The organism is Halosimplex aquaticum (assembly GCF_028747785.1).
In the GTDB taxonomy this organism is placed as follows: Archaea; Halobacteriota; Halobacteria; order Halobacteriales; family Haloarculaceae; genus Halosimplex; species Halosimplex aquaticum.
The window spans coordinates 1,394,844-1,414,278 of record NZ_CP118158.1 but is presented as its reverse complement, the minus strand read 5'-3'; the positions used below and the strand labels follow the sequence as shown (position 1 = coordinate 1,414,278).

The following is a 19,435-nucleotide window of genomic DNA, read 5'->3' as shown; positions in this document are numbered from 1 at the left end:
GTCGTGAACAGTTAGCACAGTTCGGGGCGCCGGTGTGACGCGGTTACACTTTCACTCCGGTTGCCGTGGGTTTTTATGCTTCAGGGATCAACGGCCTCATAGGGGCCCTGGAGACCCCGATGTCACACGCTCCAGACCCCTACGTTCCCCTATCCTATCTTCCCGACTTCGCCAGCGGCGGCGCCGTCGGCAGAGAATCGCGGCGAAGACGGCGCGGCGCGTGCGGCGACCAGCGGGGCGAGGAAGCGCGAGAAGCCGCAGAGCGGGTTACTGCTGGACGAGACGGATGAGTCGGTCGAGCCAGCCGGCGTTGCCGGTGATCGGCCGGTCCGACTCGAAGAGTTTCACCGCGAGCCACACCGCCGCGAGCGCGAAGACGATCTCGTAGCCGATGCCCGCCAGCACCAGTCCGCGGTCGTCGAAGAGGAGTCGCTTGGGCGCGATGATCGGGTGCGTGAAGGGGATGGCGAGCAGGACGCCCTTCGCCGCCGGTCCGAGCACGTCCACGTCGGTGAACATCGTCGCGAACATCGGGACGATGGCGAGTCCCGACAGCGGGAGCAGGAGCATCTGCGCCCCCTGCTGGCTGTCGGCGAACAGGCCGAGACAGAGGGCGACGGCGAGCGTCCCGACCAGCGTGAAAAACAGCGAGACGCCGATGAGCACGTAGTCGCCGGCGCCGAGCGTGAGCGCGCTGTTCCCGCCGACCTCGCCGATTGAGAGGTTGCTAAAGGCGATCCCGCCCGTGTAGAGCGCCGTCGCGATGAGGCCGACCACCGACCCGCCGACGAGCTTCGCGGCGACGATCGACCGGCGCTCGACCGGCATCGACAGCAGCGTCTCCAGGGTCTTGTGCTCGGTCTCGCTCGCCATCGAGTTCATCACCATCTGCCCGGAGAAGACGATGGCGAGCATGATGATCACCGGGACGAAGATGAACTGCGAGGTGAAGGCGGTCGAGACGACGCCCGGCGGCGCCGACAGCTGGCGGCCCTTAACGTAGGTGGTGTGCTCGCGCTCGATCGGATCGAGTTGGGCCTCCGTCGCGCCGGTGACCGCGACGGTCACGTTGTGCGCCGACTGCGAGAGCAGTTCCTCGACCTGCGCGGAGCTGGCGATGCCGACGATGCTGACGCTCTCGACGCTCGTGTAGAGGTGGACCCGCCCGCGCTCGCCGGCCTCGATCCGCTCGGTGAAGTTCTCCGGTATCTCGACGACCGCGCTCCCGCCCGCGGCCGTCGTCTCGTTCATCGCCGTCTCGACGGAGCCGTTCGCGGTCCGGTGAGCGAGGGTCGACTCGTCGTCGAGCGTGGCGACGACGACGTCGCCGTACTGGCCGTCGTCGCGGTCGACGACGCCGACGGTCGGCTCCTGGCCGAGTTGTGCCTCGACGCCGGAGAACCCCTGCCCCATCCCGACGAAGATGAGCGGGAGCAGGAGGATCGGCAGGATGTAGCGCGGCCGCAGGAGTTCCCTGGCCTCCTTCCAGACGAGGCGAGTGAAGGGGCGCATCGTTACGCGACGACCTCCAGAAAGACGTCTTCGAGGTTCTCGGCGTCGTATTCCGCCATCAGCTCCTCGGGGGAGCCGCTGGTGACGATGGCCCCGTCGTTGAGCAGCCCCACGCGGTCGCAGAGGTACTCGACTTCGAGCATGTCGTGGCTGGAGAGGAGGATCGACCGCTCGTCGTCGGGGAACCCCTTGACGACTTCCCGGACGGCCTTGCTGTTCTGGACGTCCAGCCCCGAGGTCGGTTCGTCGAGGATCGCGAGGTTGGGGTCGGTCATCAGCGCGCTCCCGATCAGGAGCTTGCGGGTCATCCCCTTGCTGTAGGCCTGGGTGTCGTCGTCGATGCGGTCGCCGAGGTCGGCGATCTCGACCCCGCGGTCGACCATCGCCTCCGCTCGCTCGCCCTGCGCGTAGAAGTCCGCGACGAACGTCAGGAACTGCCGGCCGCTCATCGACTCGTAGGCGCCCGCGTCCTCGGGCAAGTATCGGATGGCCCGGCGGACGGCGTCGGGATCACTGTCGACGTCGTGGCCGGCGACGGTCACTGTCCCGTCGTCCTTGTTGAGCAGCGTGGCCAGCGTCCGCAGCGTCGTCGTCTTCCCGGCGCCGTTCGGCCCGACCAGCCCGAATATCTCGTTCGGCCGGACCTCGAAGGAGAGTCCGTCGAGGGCCTGTACGTCCCCGTACCGTTTCCGCAGGTTCTCCACCTGCACTGCCTGGGCGGCCATGATGGACGGCAGGTGCGCCCATCAGGTAGTTGACTGTTCTGGTTGGCGGCGAGTGCGAAGAGACGTCCTCGGTGGGTTACGACCGGGTTCCGGTGGAGTTTTCGAGTGCGAGACGAAATCGGTCGGCTATGGAGCGGACGGATCCCCGGGAACGGTACGACGACTTGGTCGTCAACTCGGAGCGCCACGAGGTCGACGCCGAGCGCTTCGACGAGGTCGGCGAGTCCGAGGTGTTCCGGTCCGGGTGGGGCGTCGCCGGCGTCGTCTTCGGCGCGGACGAGCGGATACTGGCCATCCGCAACGAAGCGTATCCGACCGAGTGGACGCTCCCCGGTGGCGCAGTCGAAGACGGGGAGTCGTTGTCCGACGCCGTGGTCCGCGAGGTGGCCGAGGAGACGGGCGTCGGGATCGAGCCCGTACGCCCGCTGGGCGTCGACGAGAGCCTGGTCACCGATGGGGAGCGCAGCGCCGTGATGCGCTTCGTCCACTTCCTGGCGCGAGCGACCGATCCCGCGGTCGACCGCGCGCGGGACCTGGGCGACCCCGACGAGGAGATCACCGAAGCGCGCTGGCTGGACGAGTTGCCCGATGACGTCTTCAATCCCGAATACACGCGCGACGTGTACGAGTTGGCGAGGGTGCTCGACTCGGATCGATAGCCGGTTCGGGACGGTCGAACGAACACCAGACCTACAAGTCGGCCGCCGGACATCCCGCTGTGACGGTTCCCCTCCAGATACCCGGTGCCACCGAGTTGCTAATCGTCCTGATGGTCTTCGCGTTCTTCGTCGGCATCGCCGGCGGTATCGTGTTCCTCGTCCGCCGGTTCGGAGACTCCGGCAAAGACCAGCGGATCGACGAACTGGAGCAGCAGGTCGAGGAACTGCGCGAGGAGCGCGATTCCTGAAGCCGGTCGTTTTCAATGGTATGTGCCGAAAAATTCCGGTTCGATCCTTCACGCAACCGGGTTCATACTGCACAGCACCGCGCCTCACGCCTCCCCAACCGATTCGCTCAGTCACTCCGTTCCCTCGCTCATCCCTCGCACGGTTCCGTCTCGCGGTCTCACTGTCGTTCGACACGCTCGACAGCGCGCGCCACGCATCGAATCAAAGAGGCGAAACTACGAAGGGAAGATATTTATTCGGCGAACGCGCGGAGGACGCCCTGGCCGTCGGTGCGTCCGATGTCGGGGAGAGAGACGCGCTCGGGATGGGGCATCAGGACGGCGACGGACTCGTGCTCGCCGGTGACGCCGGCGATGCTGTGTTTCGAGCCGTTGGGGTTGGCCTCGGGGGAGACCTCGCCGTCCTCGTCGCAGTAGCGGAAGAGGACGCGGTCGTCGGCTTCGAGTTCCTCCAGGCGCTCGTCGTCGATCTCGTAGCGGCCCTCGCCGTGGGCGATGGGGAACTCGACGACTTCGCCCTCCTCGAAGTGGTCGGTCCAGGGGGTGTCGGCGTTCTCGACGCGGAGGTGGACGCGCTCGCACTGGAAGCGGGCGCTCTCGTTGGTCGTGAACGCGCCGGGCGTGAGCGACGACTCGCAGCCGATCTGGGCGCCGTTACAGATGCCGAGGACGGGCGTCCCTGCGTCGGCTGCCTCGCGGACCTCGTCCATGATGGGCGAGCGGGCGGCCATCGCGCCGGCGCGGAGGTAGTCGCCGTAGGAGAAGCCGCCGGGGAGGACGACGCCGGTGGTGTCCTCCGGGAGGCCGTCCTCGTGCCAGACGAGTTCGGCGTCGATGCCCAGATGGGCGAGCGCCTGGACGGTGTCGCGGTCGCAGTTGCTCCCGCCGAACTGGATGACGGCGACGGTCATCGCTCCTCGACGGCGACGTCGTAGTCGTGGATGGTCGGGTTGGCGAGCAGTCGGTCCGCCATCTCGCCGGCGCGTTCGCGGGCGTCGTCGGCGCTTTCGGCGTCGAGGTCGACCTCGAAGACGTCGGCGGCTCGCAGGTCGTCCAGTTCGAAGCCGAGCCGTTCGAGCGCACGTTCGGTCGTCTCCGCCTCGGGGTCGAGGACGCCGTGTTTGAGCCGGACCTCGACCGTCGCGGTGTAGGCCGTCATTGGGTGGAGAGCGGTCACCGGCGGCCAAAACGCTTGTGACTCGTGTCGGTCAGGCGGTCTCGAACGCGACGGGCTGCCAGCCGTCCGGCTGGTCTGCCAGTCCGCGGACGCGGACGGCTCGCTCGCCGTCGACCTCGCGGAGCTCGACCTGCCCGTCGAACGCCTGGGCGATCGAGGTGAGCGTCTGGTCGTCGACGGCCCCGGGGTCGATGGCGCAGACGCCGAGCCCGTCGGCAGTCCGGATGCGGCCGGTGAGCGTGTGGACGAAACGGAAGACCGACTTCGCGGGCGCGCAGACGAGGAACGGCGAGAGCGTGTAGACGCCGGTCCGGACGTGTCCGGCCCCGTTGGCGTGGATCCGCTCGTACAGCGCGGAGAACTCGATGCCGGCGCCGGTCAGGTCGCCGGGGCTCCCGACGGCGTGGACGTTGCACTCCGCGTTGTCGACGCTCTCCTCCGTGCAGTCGACGACCCCGACCCTGGCGAAGTCGAGGTCACCGCCAAGTGCCTCGTAGTCGGTCAGCGTCTGGCGTCCGTCCACGTCGGCGGCCAGGAACAGCGCCCCCTCGCGAGAGTGTCGACGAAGCAACATCCGCAGTGTGAGTTCGCGAATACCGCCGAGGGCCGGCCCGGTCACGAGGATGTTCGTCCCGGCGTCGACCGCCTCCAAGGGGAGGCCATCGAACGAGTAAGTCGGCTGCTCGATGTTCACGGGCCGTCACCGCCGCCGTCTGCGTTCCCTTCGACCGTCTCTCCCCGTTCGGCAGTCGCAGTCTCGTTCAGTCGCCGTCGCAGTTCGAGCTGGTCCATCGCTTCCGCGGCGAACAGCCGCAGCGTCGCGAGTTCGTCTTCGGAGAACTGCCGCGGCTCGTCGTGAGTCAGACAGAACGCGCCGATCGTCGCGCCGCGCGGCGTCTCCAGTGGGACGCCGGCGTACGCCCTGATGTCCAGTTCGTCGAGGCGGTCGTTGTCGGCGAAGCGGTCGTCGGCGTGCGTGTCCTCGACGACCATCAGGTCGTCCCGGAGGATCGTGTGCGTGCACATCGAGTTCTCGCGGGAGAGCGTCTCCCAGTCGGCGCCGGCACAGGCGAGAAAGCGTTCCTCGTGGGCGTCCACCAGGCCGACGAAGGCCACGTTCACGCCGAAGTGCCGGCGCGCGAGCGTCGTCAGTCGGTCGAACGCCTCGGCGGCCTCCAGTCCGGGACGATCGTACTGTTCGAGCGCCGCGAGGCGTTCGTCTTCCGCGGTCGGCAGCGGGTAGCCGACCTGGGTGCGCTCGCTGACGACGTTGCCGACGAGTCGCGCGAGGGACTCGCGCGCGTCCGGCATGTCCCGCGGCAGGTACTCGACGACGACGTCGCCGCGCCGGGCGGTGTCGATCCGGGCGGGCGACGCGTCGGTGAACAGGATGACCGGCGTGTCGGGCGTCGTCTCCCGGACGCGTGCGGCGACGTCGAGCCCCGTCCCGTCGGGGAGGTCGTAGTCGGTGACGACGCAGTCGACGGAGCCCGCGTCGAGCGCGTCGCTCGCCTCGGCGACCGAGGCGGCATCGACGACGTCGCTACCGGCGGCGAGCGCGTCACGTGTCGCGTCGCGTTCGCGCTCGTCGGCGTCGACGGACAACACAGTCAGTTCGCGCATAGACGTCTCTGCGGTCCGTAGTTACTCCACCCCCATAACTCTCCGCGTGCGCGATCCATCTGTGATAGTCGCGTCGCCGTGATAGACCGTGCGAGTCCGCGACGGGCGACGGGAAACCTTTAGATGCCGACGCCCGTCAGCGATACCCGATGACTGTCCGCTCACGCACGCGCTCGCCGGTACGAGCCCGGCCGAGGTGGTCGCGATGACCCGCGAACTGACCGAGATCGTCGTCGTCGGCGACGACGACACGGGGCTCATCGCCGAGATCACCTCGACGCTCTTCGAGCGCAACATCAACATCGAGGACCTCGACCAGGCGGTCCGCGAGGGCGTCTTCCGCATGACGATGCGGGTCGACACCTCGGAGATGATCGTCAAAGAAGAGACGCTGCGGGAGAACCTCCACGAGCTCGGCGACGAACTCGGCGTCGACGTGCAGGTGCGGTTCCCCGACGACCGCGAGACCCAGCAGATCGCGGTCCTCGTCACGAAGGAGTCCCACTGCCTGGAGGCGATCTTCGAGGCCTGGGCGAGCGGGAACCTGGGCGCAGACGTGGAAGTGGTCATCGGGAACCACTCCGACCTGGAACCGCTCGCCGAGAAGTACGACGTGCCGTTCCACGACATCGGCGACGAGAAGGGCACGCCCGACGAGGGCGAACTGCTCGACCTGCTGGACGAGTACGACACCGACCTCGTCGTGCTGGCGCGCTACATGCGGATCCTCAGCCCCGACGTGGTGTTCCGCTACGAGGACCGCATCATCAACGTCCACCCGTCGCTGCTACCGGCCTTCCCGGGCGCGTCGGCGTACATGCAGGCGATCGAAGAGGGCGTCCGCATCGCGGGCGTCACCGCCCACTACGTGACGACCGACCTCGATCAGGGGCCGATCATCACCCAGCGGGCGTTCAACGTCCCGGACGACGCGACCGAGGAGGAACTCCAGCAGATCGGCCAGCCGCTGGAAGCCGAGGCGCTGCTGGAGGCCATCGACCTGCACCTCAACGACGAGGTGACGGTCCACCGCGGCCGGACGAAGCTCCGAGACTCCGAGGGGACCGACGCACAGCTCGGCGCCCCGAAAGACCTCGAACAGGCCAACCCCGACCGCCCCATCGACGGGCTCGGCGAGTACGTCGCCGACCAGGACGACGACGAGGAGAACGAGACGGAAGCGGAAGCCGAAGCGGACGACTGACCGGCGAGCGGACCGCTACCGCCGTCGACGGAGGTTTTTCCGGAGACTCCGCCCTGACGACGATTTCTGGCGAGCAGGCGACACGGGCGACACGCAGAGCGGAGTGTCGCACTCCCGCTGAGCGCTCTGCGACGGCGTTCAGGTCACGCCGCGGAGTGGCCCGCTCTCGCATTTGAAGGTTCGGAAGCCTCAGTCCTCGACGGCGAAATACCGGTCGCGATGGCGGCGACAGCCCGGATTGAACGCCGCGTCGCAGTCCGGACAGGCGTCGTCGCAGTCGAGATACGCGCGGACGGAGAGTGTCTTACCGCAGGCGCCGCATAGCACCGTCGGCTCGTCGAACGCGTCGCGCGGCACGCGCTCGGGGTCGTGGTCGGTCACCGCGTCGTGGCAGCGGAAACAGGGATAGTAACAGTCGCAGCAGGGGAACCGGAGCGCGACCACGTCGACGGTCGAATCGTAGTGCGCACAGCGCGTCTCGGGGTCGACCTCGACGCCGCGAAGGGGGACGGAAAACCGATCGTCCGTCTCGGGCGGTGCGGTCGTTCGTCGGTCGACGTCCGGTCTGTCCGTCATCGGTCGGGAGAGCAGACAGTCAGAGATCGCGAACCGCGTCGACGGCGGCATCGAGCGCGGGTGCGTCGAAGGCGTCGCGGCCGACGTAGGCGTTGGTACCGGCGCAGTAGAGGTCGCGTGCGGCGCGAATAACGCGGTCGTCGAGCGGTTCGGGCTCGCGGTCGCACAGCGACTTCCAGTCGGCGACGCCGCGCTCGTCGGCCTCGCGCTTGGCGGCGGAGACTGCCTCGACCCACTCGGGCTGGGTCCGCTTGTGGTACTGGCGGATGACCTCCTTGGAGACCTGCTGGCCGTCGTAGGAGAAGCGGTTCTCGTCGAACGTCCCGACGACGTCGGCGACGCGGATCTCGCCCTCGTAGTAGAGACACTCGATCTTCCCGTCCTGGTGGGTGAGCCCGGCCTCGTCGGCGCGCTCGGTGACGAGCCGGTTCACCTCGGTCGCGACGGCCGCGAGGTCGTCGACGCCGGCGACGCCGGCGATCCGGTCGGCCTCCTCGGAGGAGAGGTAGCGGTCCTGCTCCTCGTACTTCGTCGAGAACTCGACGATGGGGTCGTCGAGTTCGACGGCCTCGTCGGGCCACTCCTCGAAGTCGAGGCCGTGGTCGGCGGGGTCGGTGCGCGTGCGGAGCGAGGAGCCGACGCCGACGCGGTTGCGGAAGACGATCTCCAGCGGGACGAGGAAGTTCTCGCCGGCCTGCTCGTGGTATGTCTCGTAGTCGTAGCCGCTGGGATCGTCGGTATCGTCGCCCTCGAAGGGCAGGTCGGGGACCTGCGTGAGTTCGATGACCATCTCGCGGGGCGCCGCGCCCGAATCGAGCGCTTCGTCGAGGGGGACCGGGCCGTCGGTGTCGGGGGTCGAGACGCCCTCGTAGTGGGTGGGGACGCCCTCGCGTTCGAGCAGTTCGAAGTTGAACGCGCCCATCGTACAGAGCGAAGCGCCTTTATCCGGGATCTCGTCGGGCATCTTTCCCCAGTCGAACACCGAGTAGTCGTCGGTGAAGGCGAACGCGCCGCGGCCGAGTTCGTCGGCCGTGGCGGCCCGCTCCACCCGGAACTCCTTCACAGAGGTCATTGGCGGAGACTCGCTCCCCCGTGTCAAAGACGTTTCTCACTCGCGATGGCCGGCGTTCCAGAAGCCATCCGACTGTCGCGAGTGGCAACGGGGTTCGATCGCCTGGCGGTCACCCCCGTGCCGAGGACCCCTCGACTGGCCGCCTCCGGATCGGCGTCACACCTGCTGCTGTGCGCGCTCGATTCGGGCGCTCCACGTCCCCAAACACATACAGCCCTCGCCCGTGGAGGTGCGCCCGATGGTCGAATCCATCGGGCTCGCAGTCGGCATCATCGTGGTAACGACGGGCGCGGTCTGGCTGGGCAGTTCCTGGCTGGAGTCCGCGAGCGAGGAGCTGTCGGGGTACTACGGGCTCCCGCAGGTCGTCCAGGGGTCGGTCGTCGCCGCCGTCGGGTCGAGTTTCCCCGAACTGGCGACGGTCGTCTTCTCGGCGGTGGTCACGGGGTCGCTGGGGATCGGTGCGGGCGCCATCGTCGGCTCTGCGATCTTCAACGTCCTCGTCATCCCCGCGATCGCGGGCATCTCCACCGAGGACGACATCGAGGCCAACCGGACGCTCGTCTACAAGGAGGCTCAGTTCTACATGCTCGCCGTCTCCGTCCTCGTGATCACCTTCGCGATGGCCGTGATCTACTACCCCGACGCGAGCGCCGACCACATCGCCGGCGAGATGAACCGGTCGCTGGCGGTGATCCCGCTCGCCCTCTACGGCCTGTATCTGTTCATCCAGGCGCAGGACACTGCGGACCACGTGGCCGACCCCGAGACGGGCGAGGGCGTCGACCCGCGTCGCCAGTGGGGATACCTGCTGGCCGGGCTGTTCGTCATCCTCGTCGCCGTCCACGAACTCGTCGGCGCGGTCGAAACCATCGGCCTCGCCTTCGGCATCGACGAGTTCATCATGGGCGTCACCGTCGCCGCCGCCGCGACGAGCCTGCCGGACGCGCTGGTGAGCGTGCGGGCCGCGCGCGACGACCGCGGCGTCGCCTCGCTGGCGAACGTCCTCGGTTCGAACACGTTCGACCTGCTCGTCGCTATCCCGGTGGGCGTCCTCATCGTCGGCGCGTGGACGTTCAACTTCGCGCTCGCCATCCCGATGTTCGCCGTCCTCACGCTCGCGACGATCCTGTTGTTCACCGTCCTCCGGACGGATCTGGCGCTCTCGACGGCAGAGTCGGCCGCGCTACTCGCCGCGTACCTCCTCTTCGTCGCCTGGGTCGTTCTCGACACGGTCACGTCGGTCGTCTCGATCCTGCCCGACCTCGGCGGCTGACCGCCGTCGCAGACGGCGGGCGCTTCGGCCGGTTCCCGGCCGTTTATCACGGTGGACGCTGTGTGAGCCACCATGACAGACGCCGCGAACCCGCGGGCCAACGTGCCCCGGGGGGAGTTCGGGTTCGACCACGTCCCCGAGACCGACCAGTCGTTCGAGAACGCGCTGGCGAAGGCCCGCGCCGGCGAGCGACTGACGGTCGCCGACGGCGTCGAACTGCTGACGACCGGGACCGACCGCGAGGGCATCGACGTCGGGCGCAAGGAACTCGTCCTCGAAGCCGCCGACCGCCGCCGCGAGGAGGTCGTGGGCGAGGAGGTTACCTTCGTCGCCAACCTCAACAACAACGTCACGACCGCCTGCAACACCGGCTGCCTGTTCTGTAACTTCAAGGACCGCTCCGAGCAGTTCCGCTCGGCCAACGACGAGAGCCACGGCGGGTTCACCAAGCGCCCCCACGAGTCCCGCGAGATCGTCCGCAAGGCCGTCGAGCGCGGCATCTACGAGGTCACCTCGGTCTCCGGCCTCCACCCGGCGTTCGCGCTCGACGAGGAACACCGCGAGATCCTCGAATCGAGCGACCGGGGCGACCTGAACTACCGCCCGCCCGAGGAGTACGAGGTCGATCCTGGTACCTACTGCGAGCAGATCGAAGCGATGAGCGTCGACGGCGTCCACGTCCACTCGATGACGCCGGAGGAGGCCTACCACGGCCGGCGCGGCACCGACTGGTCCTACGAGGAGGTCTACGGCCGGCTGAAGGAGGCCGGGCTGGACTCGGTGCCGGGGACGGCCGCCGAGACGCTCGTCGACGAGGTTCGCGACGTGATCTGTCCGGGCAAGATCGGGACCGACGAGTGGCTCGAAGCGATGGAGGCCGCCGCGAACGTCGGCCTCGACGTGACCTCGACGATCATGTACGGCCACGTCGACAACGAGATGCACCGCGTCATGCACCTCGAACGCATCCGGGAGTTACAGGAGCGGACGGGCGCGATCACCGAGTTCGTCCCGCTGTCGTTCGTCCACCAGAACACGCCGCTCCACGAGGAGGGGATGGTCCAGGCCGGCGCGACGACCCACGAGGACGAACTGCTGATCGCCGTCTCCCGACTGTTCCTCGACAACGTCGACCACGTCCAGTCGTCGTGGGTGAAATACGGCGACGAGCAGGGGTTGAAGATGCTCTCCTGCGGCGCGGACGACTTCATGGGCACCATCCTCTCAGAGGAGATCACCAAGCGCGCGGGCGGCGAGTTCGGCGAGGTCCGCTCGTTCGACGAGTACGTCGAGATGATCGACGCCATCGGGCGCGTCCCCGTCGAGCGCTCGACGGACTACCGCCAGCGCCGGCGCATCGACCCCGACGACGGCCCCCACGGCCCCGAACTGGGTCCGAAAGCCGACGGGACGCCGCTGGTCGACCCCGACTGGCTCGGCGAGGCGGCGAGCGACCCGACCAGCGCCGACGACTGAAGCGAGGCGCGAACGGAGTGAGCGCCTCGGAACGCGAGCGGGGAGCGAGAGCGACCCGCGAGCCGCGTGGCCGAGCGGGGCGAGGCCACGGAACGAGCGAACGGCGCGAAGCGCCGTGAGCCGCGAGGCGCGAACGGAGTGGGCACCCCAGGCGACGCTTCTATCCGTTCGTCACGCGAACACGTCAGCGATGGCCGAGACCCTCCGCGAAGCCCTCCGGGAGCGTCTGGAATTCTGGGCCGCCCTCCAGTGGGCCGGCGTGCTGGCGCTCCTCTGGTACCTCCTCGATCCGTCCCCCGCGCAGTTCGCGACGACGCTCGTCTCGATGGCCGTCTTCGGGCTGACGGAACTCGCCACCGACGTCTACGACGTCCGGCAGTCCGTCAGGAACGTCGGGCTCGGACTCTACGCGCTCGTCGGCGGGACGGCGATGGCGCTGTTCGACGACGGGAGCCTGTGGCTCCCGGCCGTGTTCGTCCTCGTCGGCGTCTGGTTCGTCGCCGACGCCGTCCAGACGGTCCGCCACGTGGGCGCGACCGAGCAAGAGCCGACCGGCCGCGAGGTCTACCACGACTACGTCGCCCGGCAGGTCCACGAAGCGGTCGCGGAGCGTGCGCACACGAGGCGGGAACTGTACGAGGCGCTGGAGGCCGACGACGAAGCCGTCGACGCCGCCATCGAACGGCTCGAATCACGTGACGCGGTGAGTCGAGAGGGCAGTTCGATCCGGGTGACCGACGCGGACGACGGCGGGCGACTCGGTAGACTCGCGGCCCGCATCGCGCGCCCCCTCACGCTGGAACTGGAGAGCGGCGAAAGAGGGGACGGTGAATGGTCGACGGCCGAGAAGGGGTCGTCCGACGGGGAGCGGGAGGCGGTCCGCGCGGAACACGAACGCCAGAGCGACGGGGAACGGGAGCATCAGCAGGGGCACCAGCGGGAGCGAGAGACGACCGACTAGCCGACAGCGGGAGCGCCAGCGAGGGGCGAACGGATCCGGGGAAGGGGGCAGTGATTCAGGGCGGACGTGGGACGAGCGCCCGGGTCCGTTCAGACCGTGCCCGTCCAGCACCCGTCGATTCGGGTTCTATCCGCGTATCTCTGTTGCCTGTTATGCGGGGTGGGTTTATACGCCAGGGTTTTCAGGGACGTACTCGTAGCGTCGGTATGCGCTACGTGACGGTCCGGGCGACCCCCGCAGAAGGCGACGCGTTCCATCCGCTGGGCGCGGCCGTGGCCGACGAGCCAGCGATCACCACCGGGCCGATCCACCAGCTCGAACTGATCGACGGAGAGACGGGCGTTTCGCTGTCGGAGATCCGCGAGGGGATCGACCGGTACAGCGCGATTCTCGCCGAGTCGCCGTACGTCATCGAGTACACGACGACGGGATCCGACCGGGGGTTCGTGTACACGCACTTCGAGCTGGACGACCTGACGCGCCGACTCCTTCGGTACCGACGCAGCTCCGAACTCATCGTCGAGATGCCGATCGAGGCCGGGCCGGACGGAGCGACGATCGTCACGCTCGTCGGCGACGCCTCGGCGTTCGCGGGCGCGTTCGACGACCTCCCTGAGGAGGTGAGCGTCGAAGTGGTCGAGACCGGGGAGTACGATCCCGGGGTCCGGCAGTTGTTCGACCGGCTGACCGCTCGCCAGCGAGAAGTGCTGGAGACCGCGGTGCGAGCGGGCTACTACGACGACCCGCGCCGGGCCACCCACGCCGACCTGGCCGCCGAACTCGACGTATCGCCGGCGACCGTCGGCGAGCACCTCCGGAAGATCGAATCCCGCGTCTTCTCGGGGTTCGTCGCCGGAGAGTGAGGGGACGCCCACGTCGCTAAAAACTGGTCATCTTCGCCTGCACCCAGTCGTCGTCGGCCTTTTCGGCCTCCACGTCGGTCGCGTAGCGGTCGAGCAGCCTATCGAGACTCACGTCGTCGGCCTCGCGGAGGTAGGCGAGTTCGGAGAGGGTCAGCGATCCGGTCCGCCGGAGCTTGCGGGTGAGGCGGTCGGCGTCCAGCGGTTCGCGGTGGACGTCGAACTCGACGGAGGCGGCGACGTTGCGGTCTGCCTCCGCCCGGCTGACGCCCTCTTCGAGGAGCGTGCCGAAGTCGAGGCCGGCGTCCTCGGCGCCGCGATAGAGGAAGGCGAGCACGGCGATGAGCGCGCGCACGCCCTCGGAATCGTCGCCGACGTGCTTCTCGAAGACGAGTTCGCGGTCCCGCTCGGAGAGCGCGTCCGCGAGCAGGTCCGCGTCGTACAGCCCGGCCAGCACCCGGTCGCGGATTCGCGCCCGGGCGTTGCGCTCGCTCTGGTCGCTCTCGAAGGTCGTCTCGCCTCGCAGGTACGCCCGGTCCGCGGGCGAGAGAACTCCCCGCGGTCGCTCGGCCCGATCCATACTCTATTTCGGATTATACGGAGGCCATATATAAGCTATTATACCCGGTATCGGAGTACGATCGGTCGAAACAGAGTAACGCTTAACCGGGTTCTCCGGGAACGACGAGACACGGTTCCGGGCGGCGAGCGCAGTCGCTCGGGAGGTATCGACTGCGCGACCGGACTCCCTGGCAGGTGTCGCCGGCCGCGCACAACGCGGGGCAGCGAAGCGCCGCCCGGTCGTCGGTTCGCCGACGCGCCGGATAACGCTTCTCCCCCGGCACGCAGCGACCACGACCGCACGCATGACCCCTCGACAGCGACAGGACCGCGACGACACGGACGAATCGACCGACGAACCGAACGACGGACGACCGAGCGACTCGACCGACGGGCCGGCCGGAGCGGCGAGCGGGCGAGCGCTCGACGTCCGCCTCGACGCCGAGGCCCTGGCCACCGCGCTGGACGGCGCGATGGCCGTCGCGAGCGAGTGCCGGATGGCCTTCGACGACGGCCTCGTCTTCAGGGCGCGCGACCCCGCAGACGTGGCGATGGTCGAGATGCGACTCGACGGCGAGGCCTTCGACAGGTACGCCGCGGACGGCGAGACCTTCGGCGTCGCGCTCGACCGACTCCGCGACGCCGTCGCGATGGCCGACGGAGACGGGATCGAACTCGCGCTCGGCGAGGGCGGCCGCTTCGACGTGAACGCGGGGGCCGTCGAGTACGCCTTCGCCCCGCTCGCGGCCGAATCGGTCCGGCGGGTCGAGTGGATCGACGCCGGACCGGCCGACGCGAACGCCGTGATAGCCGCGGCGGACCTGCGTCGGGCGGTCCGGGCAGCGGGTCTCGTCGCGGACCACGCGGTGGTCACCGTCGACCCGAGCGATCGCCTGCTCGCGGTCACGGCCAGCGGCGACACCGACGACGTCCGTCTCGAGTTCGGCGAGGACGACCTCGAAGCGCTCGATCCCGGTCCCGGCGACTCGGACCCCGTCGAGTCGCTGTACTCGGTGGACTACCTCCGGGACATCGTCGGCGCGATCCCCGATGGCGTTCCGGTGAGCGCCGAGTTCGTGGGGGGCGGCGAGGGCGGGTGCCCGCTCGCGCTGGAACATCCCATCGCGGACGGCGACGGGACGGGCCGGTGGCTGCTGGCGCCGCGGATCAGGCGGTGAGAACGAGACGTAACCGCCCTCAGTCGGCTGCCGCGCCCGAGAGCACCGACCGGTAGCGCTCGCCGGCGTCGTCGGCGCCGGCGATGGCCTCCTCGATCTTCGCGGAGACCCAGCGGTCGGCCTCGGCCGGCGGGGAGGCGGGCTCGACGCCCGGATTCCGGAGGTGCGCGGGGAGGTACCGCTCGTAGACCGGCAGGCGCTCGCCGAGCGGGACGCCCGCGTAGTCGGCGACGTCTTCGAGTTCCCGGAGCGCCGGCCACTTGTAGTCGGGGTTGACGTGGTCGTCGGTGACCGGCGAGACGCCGCCGAGGTCGTCGACGCCGCAGTCAAGCACGTCGCGGACGGGCGCCAGGTTGGGCGGGACCTGTACGGAGACTTCTTCCGGCAGCGCGTAGCGGGCCATCGCGACGGTCCGCCGGAGCGTCTCGACGTCCGGCGAGCCGTTCGTCCAGCGCTCGTTCTCGCGGACGGGCTGGACGATGACCTCCTGGACGTGGTCGTACCGGTCGTGTAACTCGCGGATGGCCAACAGGCTCTCCGCCCGGTCCTCCCAGTCCTCGCCGATGCCGACGAGGATGCCCGTCGTGAACGGGACGCCGAGTTGCCCCGCGGTGCGGATGGTGTTGAGCCGCTGGCCCGGGTTCTTCGCCCGCGGGCCGCCGTGGGCCTGTACCTCGGCCGTGGTTTCGAGCATGACGCCCATGCTCGCGTTCACGTCGGCGACCGTCTCCATCTGCTCGCGCGTCTGGTCGCCGGGGTTGGCGTGGGGGAGCAGTCCCTCGTCGAGGGTGATCTCGCAGACCTCGCGCAGGTAGGTGTGGATCGAGTCGTGGCCCCACTCGTCGAGCTGGTCGTGGACTGCGGTGTAGCGGTCGTCGGGGTCGTCGCCGAAGGTGAAAAGCGCCTCCGTACAGCCGGCGTCGGCGCCCGTCCGGACCACGTCGCGGACCTCCTCGGGCGACATGAGCGTCGCCTGGCCGGGCGGGTCGTAGTACGTGCAGTACGTGCAGGTGTACCGGCAGGCGGTCGTCAGCGGGACGAACACGTTGCGGGCGAACGTCAGTTCGTCGGCCGGTTCGACGTCGTCGGGGTCGGCCGCGAGCAGTCGCTCGACGTCCTCGGGAGACGGCTCGACGTCCACGTCGTACTCGTCCGCGCCGGGTATCACAGTTCTCCCGTGCACGTTCGACGGACAAAGCGTTGACGTTCCCGGCGACGGGGCACGGCGAGCGTGAGAGCCGACGGAGTCAGGCGGGGTCCCGCGGACGGGGCAGGAGTGCGGCGACGAACGGGTGAACAATGGACGGCCGGCGGCCGACCGGGCTCGTCGCCGACCGCGGAACGGCAGACCGCGTGCAGCCCCCGCGGCCCGCAGACGACGGAGCGACTGGGAGAGGGCGGGTGGGGGCAAGCGCCGGGAGTCCGGGGGCGCGGCGCGAGACGCGACCCAGCGGCACGGGACCGGCCCGTGCGTGTGAATCACAGTCTCGGCCGGTGAAAACGGTTGTCCGAATTTCGTTCGAAATCGGCCCTAATTCCGTTCGACTTCGACGCGACCCTCGGCGACCGCGAGTTCGAACCCCGCGCCGTCGAGCCACTCGAAGGCCGACCCGTCGGCGTGCAGCAGCACCTCGACCAGGTCCGCCGGCTCGTCGACGTCCGTGGAGAGCCTGAACGAGTCGACGACCGCGAGGTCGGCGCCCGCTTCGCGTGTGATCTCGCGGTGGTCGCGGAACGAGGCGCCGTGGTAGTCGACGGCGAAGTCCGGATCGCGGGCGACGAGCGCGTTCGTTCCGCCGCCGCGACCGGGCGCGAGGACGACGTCCGCGTCCGGCGCGAACAGGCGGGCGAGCGCGTCGGGCGTCGCCAGCGCGAGGTCGGCCATGACCACTGCGGCCGGCGGGTCGTCGGCGCTGTCGGGGAGTTGCGCGTTCACGGCGTCGCTGAGCGAGCGGTCGTCGACGGTCACCGGCGCGTCGCAGTCGACGGGCGCCGTCGAGAGGACGAACGGATCGAGTGAGAGCGACCGCTCGCGGTCGAGCGTGGACAGCGCGTCGAGCACGTCGTCGAGCATCGTCCGCGCGAATTCGGCCCGCTCGGCCTCGTCGAGAACGGGTGCGAGGCGAGTCTTGGGCCGGTCGGGTGCGAACGGGACGACGACGCGCATCTACTGGAGCTTCGTGGGTTCGTCCTGGTTGGAGCGCCAGTAGAGGACGCCGCCGGTGAGGAGTCCGACGACGAGCAGCGCGCCGACGCCCATGAGGATCGTCTGGTTGCGCTGCTGGGACTGCTCAGCCTGTTCGGCCGCCTCGATCGCGTCCTGCGCGTTGGACTCGGCGTTCCCGAAGTTCCCGTTCTCGTAGGCGGAGATCGCCTGGTTCAGGTCGTTCTGGCCCGTGTCCGAGGCGTTGACCGCCGATGCCGCCTCGTCGATAGTCTCGCGGGCGCTCTTGCTCTCGTTCGTGTAGTGGTGGACCTGCGTCGCGTTCAGGTCGCTCGTCGAGCTGCCCTCGAGGGCGTCGAAGTCGTAGAGCGTGTACGTCTCGCGCGGTTCGTACGTGTAGTTCTCGATGGCCGGCGTGGTGCCGGTGAGTTCGACTTCGACGGTGTCACCGTTGTTACTGGCGTTCAGCCCCTGTTCGAAGGACTGCTCGCCGTAGTTGTACTGGTCGACCTGCTCGCCCTGCTGCAGGACGGTGATCGTCCAGCTGACGTTCTTCAGTTCCGTGCTCCCCTGAAGCGTCCACTGGTCGTTCATCTCGACGAACGGGTCCTCGATGGTGACCGTCGTCGTCACCGTCTCGCCGACGCGCGTCTGGTTCGGGACCTCGCCTGCCTGGACGGAGATAGCTCCGGCTGTCCCGGCCGCCGCCAGCGAGAGGGCGAGCAATACGACCAACGCGGCGCTCTTAGAAGAGCGGATCCAACTCATCTTCGTCATCTTCCACCAACTCCTCTAAGTTATCTTCGCTTTGCTGCCGGATGTCGTCGATGTTGTCCTGGGCCTCGATGGCCACCTGCTGGAGCTCCTTGATCCGCGGGACGTTGTGGACGCCCGACAGCAGGATCGAGGCGGCGACGTTGTTCTCGCGAACGGGGTAGTCGCCGCCGCGGACCTCCATCGACCCGGTCTGCTCTTCGAGCCACTTGCGGCCGCGCTCGATGCCTTTCCGGTTGAGGTGGTTCGACGGACCGCTCATCACGAGCAGCGCGCGCTCGGCGCCGTCGATCTCACACGGGAGCGTGAGACGGCCCAGCGCCGCCTTCCGGACCAGCGACGTGATGCGGTTCGTGGTGTTGGCGGTCTCCATCCCGCCGTCGTCGATGCCGTCGTCGTCGCCCTTGAAGCGAGAGAGCAGGCCGCCGGAGTCGTCCTCCTCGACCGTCTCCGCGGCGTACCCGACCGTCGAGACGCCGCCCCCCGAGAGCGTGTTGATGATCTCAGAGGAGTCGACGACGCTCTCGGCGACCTCGTCGCCGGTGCCGACCTCGCCGGCACCGAAGAGGACGCCGAACCGCCGGACGATCTCGTCGTTAATCTCCTCGTACCCGCTCTCCATCGACTCGCCGGACTTGCGCCAGGCGTCGTTGTCGAAGACGAGCAGGTTGTCGACCTCGCGGACGAACGTCTGGAACGACCGGGCGGCGTTGAGGGTGTAGATACCGCCCTCGTCGCCGCCGGGCAGGACGCCCAGCCCGTACACCGGTTCGGTGTAGATGCGCTTGAGGTGCTTCGCGAGCACCGGCGAACCGCCCGAACCGGTCCCGCCGCCCAGCCCGGCCACGATCATGAACGCGTCGATCTCGTGGACCGGGATGTTGTCGATCGCACCCTGGACTTCGTCGATGTCTTCCTCGGCGATCTCCGCGCCGAGCTCGTTGTCGGCGCCCACGCCGTGACCCTTCACGCGCGCTTGGCCGATCAGTACTCGATTCTCCTCCGGAATTCGTTCTAGCCCGAGCAGGTCCGCCTTGGCAGTGTTGACCGCGACCGCGGAGCGGACGATTCCGCTCTGCGTAGCCTCGTCGTATTCGAGGAACTTGTCAACGATCTTCCCGCCGGCCTGCCCGAAGCCGATCATCGCCAATTTCATAGCTGCCGTGTCCGTTGAGAAATAAACAGTCCCATGGCGGATATAAGCTTTTTGCCCAGCTATCGAACGTGAAATTGTCAACATCGCAATCGTTATTTTCCAGATCGCCAGACAGCGGCCCGGTAAGCTGTCCTTTCGTCGTCCAGCCGCTATCGAGGTGAAAACCGAGTGAAATGTCCGAGGACCGGGATTTTTCCGTCGGTCGATCCCCGGAGTTCGTGTGAATCCGAGCCGGG

21 protein-coding genes are annotated in these 19,435 nt (G+C 68.5%); 8 read left to right on the top strand and 13 right to left on the bottom strand.

Annotated features, from left to right (window positions below; genetic code table 11):
• Positions 1-267: 267 nt before the first annotated feature.
• Together PSC72_RS07030 and PSC72_RS07025 are read right to left on the bottom strand one after the other, a co-directional pair.
• A complete protein-coding gene (locus PSC72_RS07030) occupies positions 268-1,512 on the bottom strand; it encodes an ABC transporter permease (RefSeq protein WP_274325180.1) in 1,245 nt (414 codons plus the stop codon).
• Positions 1,513-1,514: 2 nt separating this feature from the next.
• Positions 1,515-2,237 carry an ABC transporter ATP-binding protein gene (locus tag PSC72_RS07025; RefSeq protein ID WP_274325179.1) on the bottom strand — a complete coding sequence of 241 codons (723 nt, stop codon included), beginning with the start codon at positions 2,235-2,237 and terminating at the stop codon, positions 1,515-1,517.
• Positions 2,238-2,365: 128 nt separating this feature from the next.
• Between PSC72_RS07025 and PSC72_RS07020 the strand changes: the two genes are divergently transcribed.
• Together PSC72_RS07020 and PSC72_RS07015 are read left to right on the top strand one after the other, a co-directional pair.
• On the top strand, positions 2,366-2,896 hold the full coding sequence (locus PSC72_RS07020; protein WP_274325178.1) for an NUDIX hydrolase: 531 nt from the start codon (positions 2,366-2,368) through the stop codon (positions 2,894-2,896).
• A 59-nt stretch (positions 2,897-2,955) separates the two neighbouring features.
• The gene (locus tag PSC72_RS07015) at positions 2,956-3,144 is read left to right on the top strand and encodes a preprotein translocase subunit TatA (RefSeq protein ID WP_274325177.1); all 189 of its coding nucleotides are present in this window, start codon (positions 2,956-2,958) and stop codon (positions 3,142-3,144) included.
• A 233-nt stretch (positions 3,145-3,377) separates the two neighbouring features.
• On the opposite strand, the gene purQ is transcribed toward PSC72_RS07015, so the two are convergent.
• Genes purQ through PSC72_RS06995 form a run of 4 tightly spaced genes read right to left on the bottom strand, consistent with a single transcriptional unit; the run spans position 3,378 to position 5,944 of the window.
• Complete coding sequence (gene purQ, locus PSC72_RS07010; RefSeq protein WP_274325176.1) at positions 3,378-4,055, bottom strand: phosphoribosylformylglycinamidine synthase I; 678 nt, start codon at positions 4,053-4,055, stop codon at positions 3,378-3,380.
• A complete protein-coding gene (purS, locus tag PSC72_RS07005) occupies positions 4,052-4,303 on the bottom strand; it encodes a phosphoribosylformylglycinamidine synthase subunit PurS (protein WP_274325175.1) in 252 nt (83 codons plus the stop codon). Before purS ends, purQ begins: the two co-directional genes overlap by 4 nt.
• Before the next feature lie 49 nt (positions 4,304-4,352).
• Positions 4,353-5,015: a DUF7504 family protein gene (locus PSC72_RS07000; RefSeq protein WP_274325174.1), complete on the bottom strand. Its 663-nt coding sequence runs from the start codon at positions 5,013-5,015 to the stop codon at positions 4,353-4,355.
• The gene (locus tag PSC72_RS06995; protein ID WP_274325173.1) at positions 5,012-5,944 is read right to left on the bottom strand and encodes a GAF domain-containing protein; all 933 of its coding nucleotides are present in this window, start codon (positions 5,942-5,944) and stop codon (positions 5,012-5,014) included. Before PSC72_RS06995 ends, PSC72_RS07000 begins: the two co-directional genes overlap by 4 nt.
• Positions 5,945-6,149: 205 nt before the next feature.
• On the opposite strand from PSC72_RS06995, the gene PSC72_RS06990 reads away from it, so the two are divergent.
• Positions 6,150-7,148, top strand: coding sequence for a formyltetrahydrofolate deformylase (locus tag PSC72_RS06990; protein ID WP_382261381.1), 999 nt, complete (start codon positions 6,150-6,152; stop codon positions 7,146-7,148).
• Positions 7,149-7,337: 189 nt separating this feature from the next.
• Here PSC72_RS06990 and PSC72_RS06985 read toward each other — a convergent pair whose 3' ends face one another.
• Entirely contained in the window at positions 7,338-7,724 is a 387-nt protein-coding gene (locus tag PSC72_RS06985) for a CHY zinc finger protein (protein ID WP_274325171.1), read from the bottom strand.
• Positions 7,725-7,743: 19 nt separating this feature from the next.
• Positions 7,744-8,796 (bottom strand): phosphoribosylaminoimidazolesuccinocarboxamide synthase, encoded by a 1,053-nt coding sequence (locus PSC72_RS06980; protein WP_274325170.1) that lies wholly within the window; start codon positions 8,794-8,796, stop codon positions 7,744-7,746.
• 238 nt (positions 8,797-9,034) lie between these two features.
• Between PSC72_RS06980 and PSC72_RS06975 the strand changes: the two genes are divergently transcribed.
• The 4 genes from PSC72_RS06975 (at position 9,035) to PSC72_RS06960 (ending at position 13,369) form a co-directional block, all read left to right on the top strand.
• Positions 9,035-10,069, top strand: a complete 1,035-nt coding sequence (locus PSC72_RS06975; protein ID WP_274325169.1) for a sodium:calcium antiporter — start codon at positions 9,035-9,037, stop codon at positions 10,067-10,069.
• A gap of 72 nt (positions 10,070-10,141) precedes the next feature.
• Positions 10,142-11,545, top strand: a complete 1,404-nt coding sequence (gene cofH, locus PSC72_RS06970) for a 7,8-didemethyl-8-hydroxy-5-deazariboflavin synthase subunit CofH (RefSeq protein ID WP_274325168.1) — start codon at positions 10,142-10,144, stop codon at positions 11,543-11,545.
• Positions 11,546-11,735: 190 nt separating this feature from the next.
• Positions 11,736-12,506 carry an MFS transporter gene (locus PSC72_RS06965; RefSeq protein ID WP_274325167.1) on the top strand — a complete coding sequence of 257 codons (771 nt, stop codon included), beginning with the start codon at positions 11,736-11,738 and terminating at the stop codon, positions 12,504-12,506.
• A 206-nt stretch (positions 12,507-12,712) separates the two neighbouring features.
• Positions 12,713-13,369, top strand: a complete 657-nt coding sequence (locus PSC72_RS06960) for a helix-turn-helix domain-containing protein (RefSeq protein ID WP_274325166.1) — start codon at positions 12,713-12,715, stop codon at positions 13,367-13,369.
• 16 nt (positions 13,370-13,385) lie between these two features.
• Here PSC72_RS06960 and PSC72_RS06955 read toward each other — a convergent pair whose 3' ends face one another.
• Entirely contained in the window at positions 13,386-13,946 is a 561-nt protein-coding gene (locus PSC72_RS06955; RefSeq protein ID WP_274325165.1) for a hypothetical protein, read from the bottom strand.
• A 286-nt stretch (positions 13,947-14,232) separates the two neighbouring features.
• Here PSC72_RS06955 and PSC72_RS06950 point away from each other — a divergent pair, with 286 nt between their 5' ends.
• On the top strand, positions 14,233-15,105 hold the full coding sequence (locus tag PSC72_RS06950) for a beta clamp domain-containing protein (RefSeq protein WP_274325164.1): 873 nt from the start codon (positions 14,233-14,235) through the stop codon (positions 15,103-15,105).
• Between the two features lie 19 nt (positions 15,106-15,124).
• Here the strand turns inward: PSC72_RS06950 and cofG are convergent, their stop codons facing one another.
• The 4 genes from cofG to PSC72_RS06930 form a co-directional block, all read right to left on the bottom strand.
• Positions 15,125-16,273, bottom strand: a complete 1,149-nt coding sequence (cofG, locus tag PSC72_RS06945) for a 7,8-didemethyl-8-hydroxy-5-deazariboflavin synthase subunit CofG (protein WP_274325163.1) — start codon at positions 16,271-16,273, stop codon at positions 15,125-15,127.
• A gap of 363 nt (positions 16,274-16,636) precedes the next feature.
• Positions 16,637-17,272 carry a 2-phospho-L-lactate guanylyltransferase gene (gene cofC, locus PSC72_RS06940; protein WP_274325162.1) on the bottom strand — a complete coding sequence of 212 codons (636 nt, stop codon included), beginning with the start codon at positions 17,270-17,272 and terminating at the stop codon, positions 16,637-16,639.
• On the bottom strand, positions 17,273-18,046 hold the full coding sequence (locus tag PSC72_RS06935) for a hypothetical protein (RefSeq protein ID WP_274325161.1): 774 nt from the start codon (positions 18,044-18,046) through the stop codon (positions 17,273-17,275).
• Positions 18,015-19,199 carry a tubulin/FtsZ family protein gene (locus PSC72_RS06930; protein WP_274325160.1) on the bottom strand — a complete coding sequence of 395 codons (1,185 nt, stop codon included), beginning with the start codon at positions 19,197-19,199 and terminating at the stop codon, positions 18,015-18,017. Before PSC72_RS06930 ends, PSC72_RS06935 begins: the two co-directional genes overlap by 32 nt.
• Between the last annotated feature and the right edge of the window lie 236 nt (positions 19,200-19,435).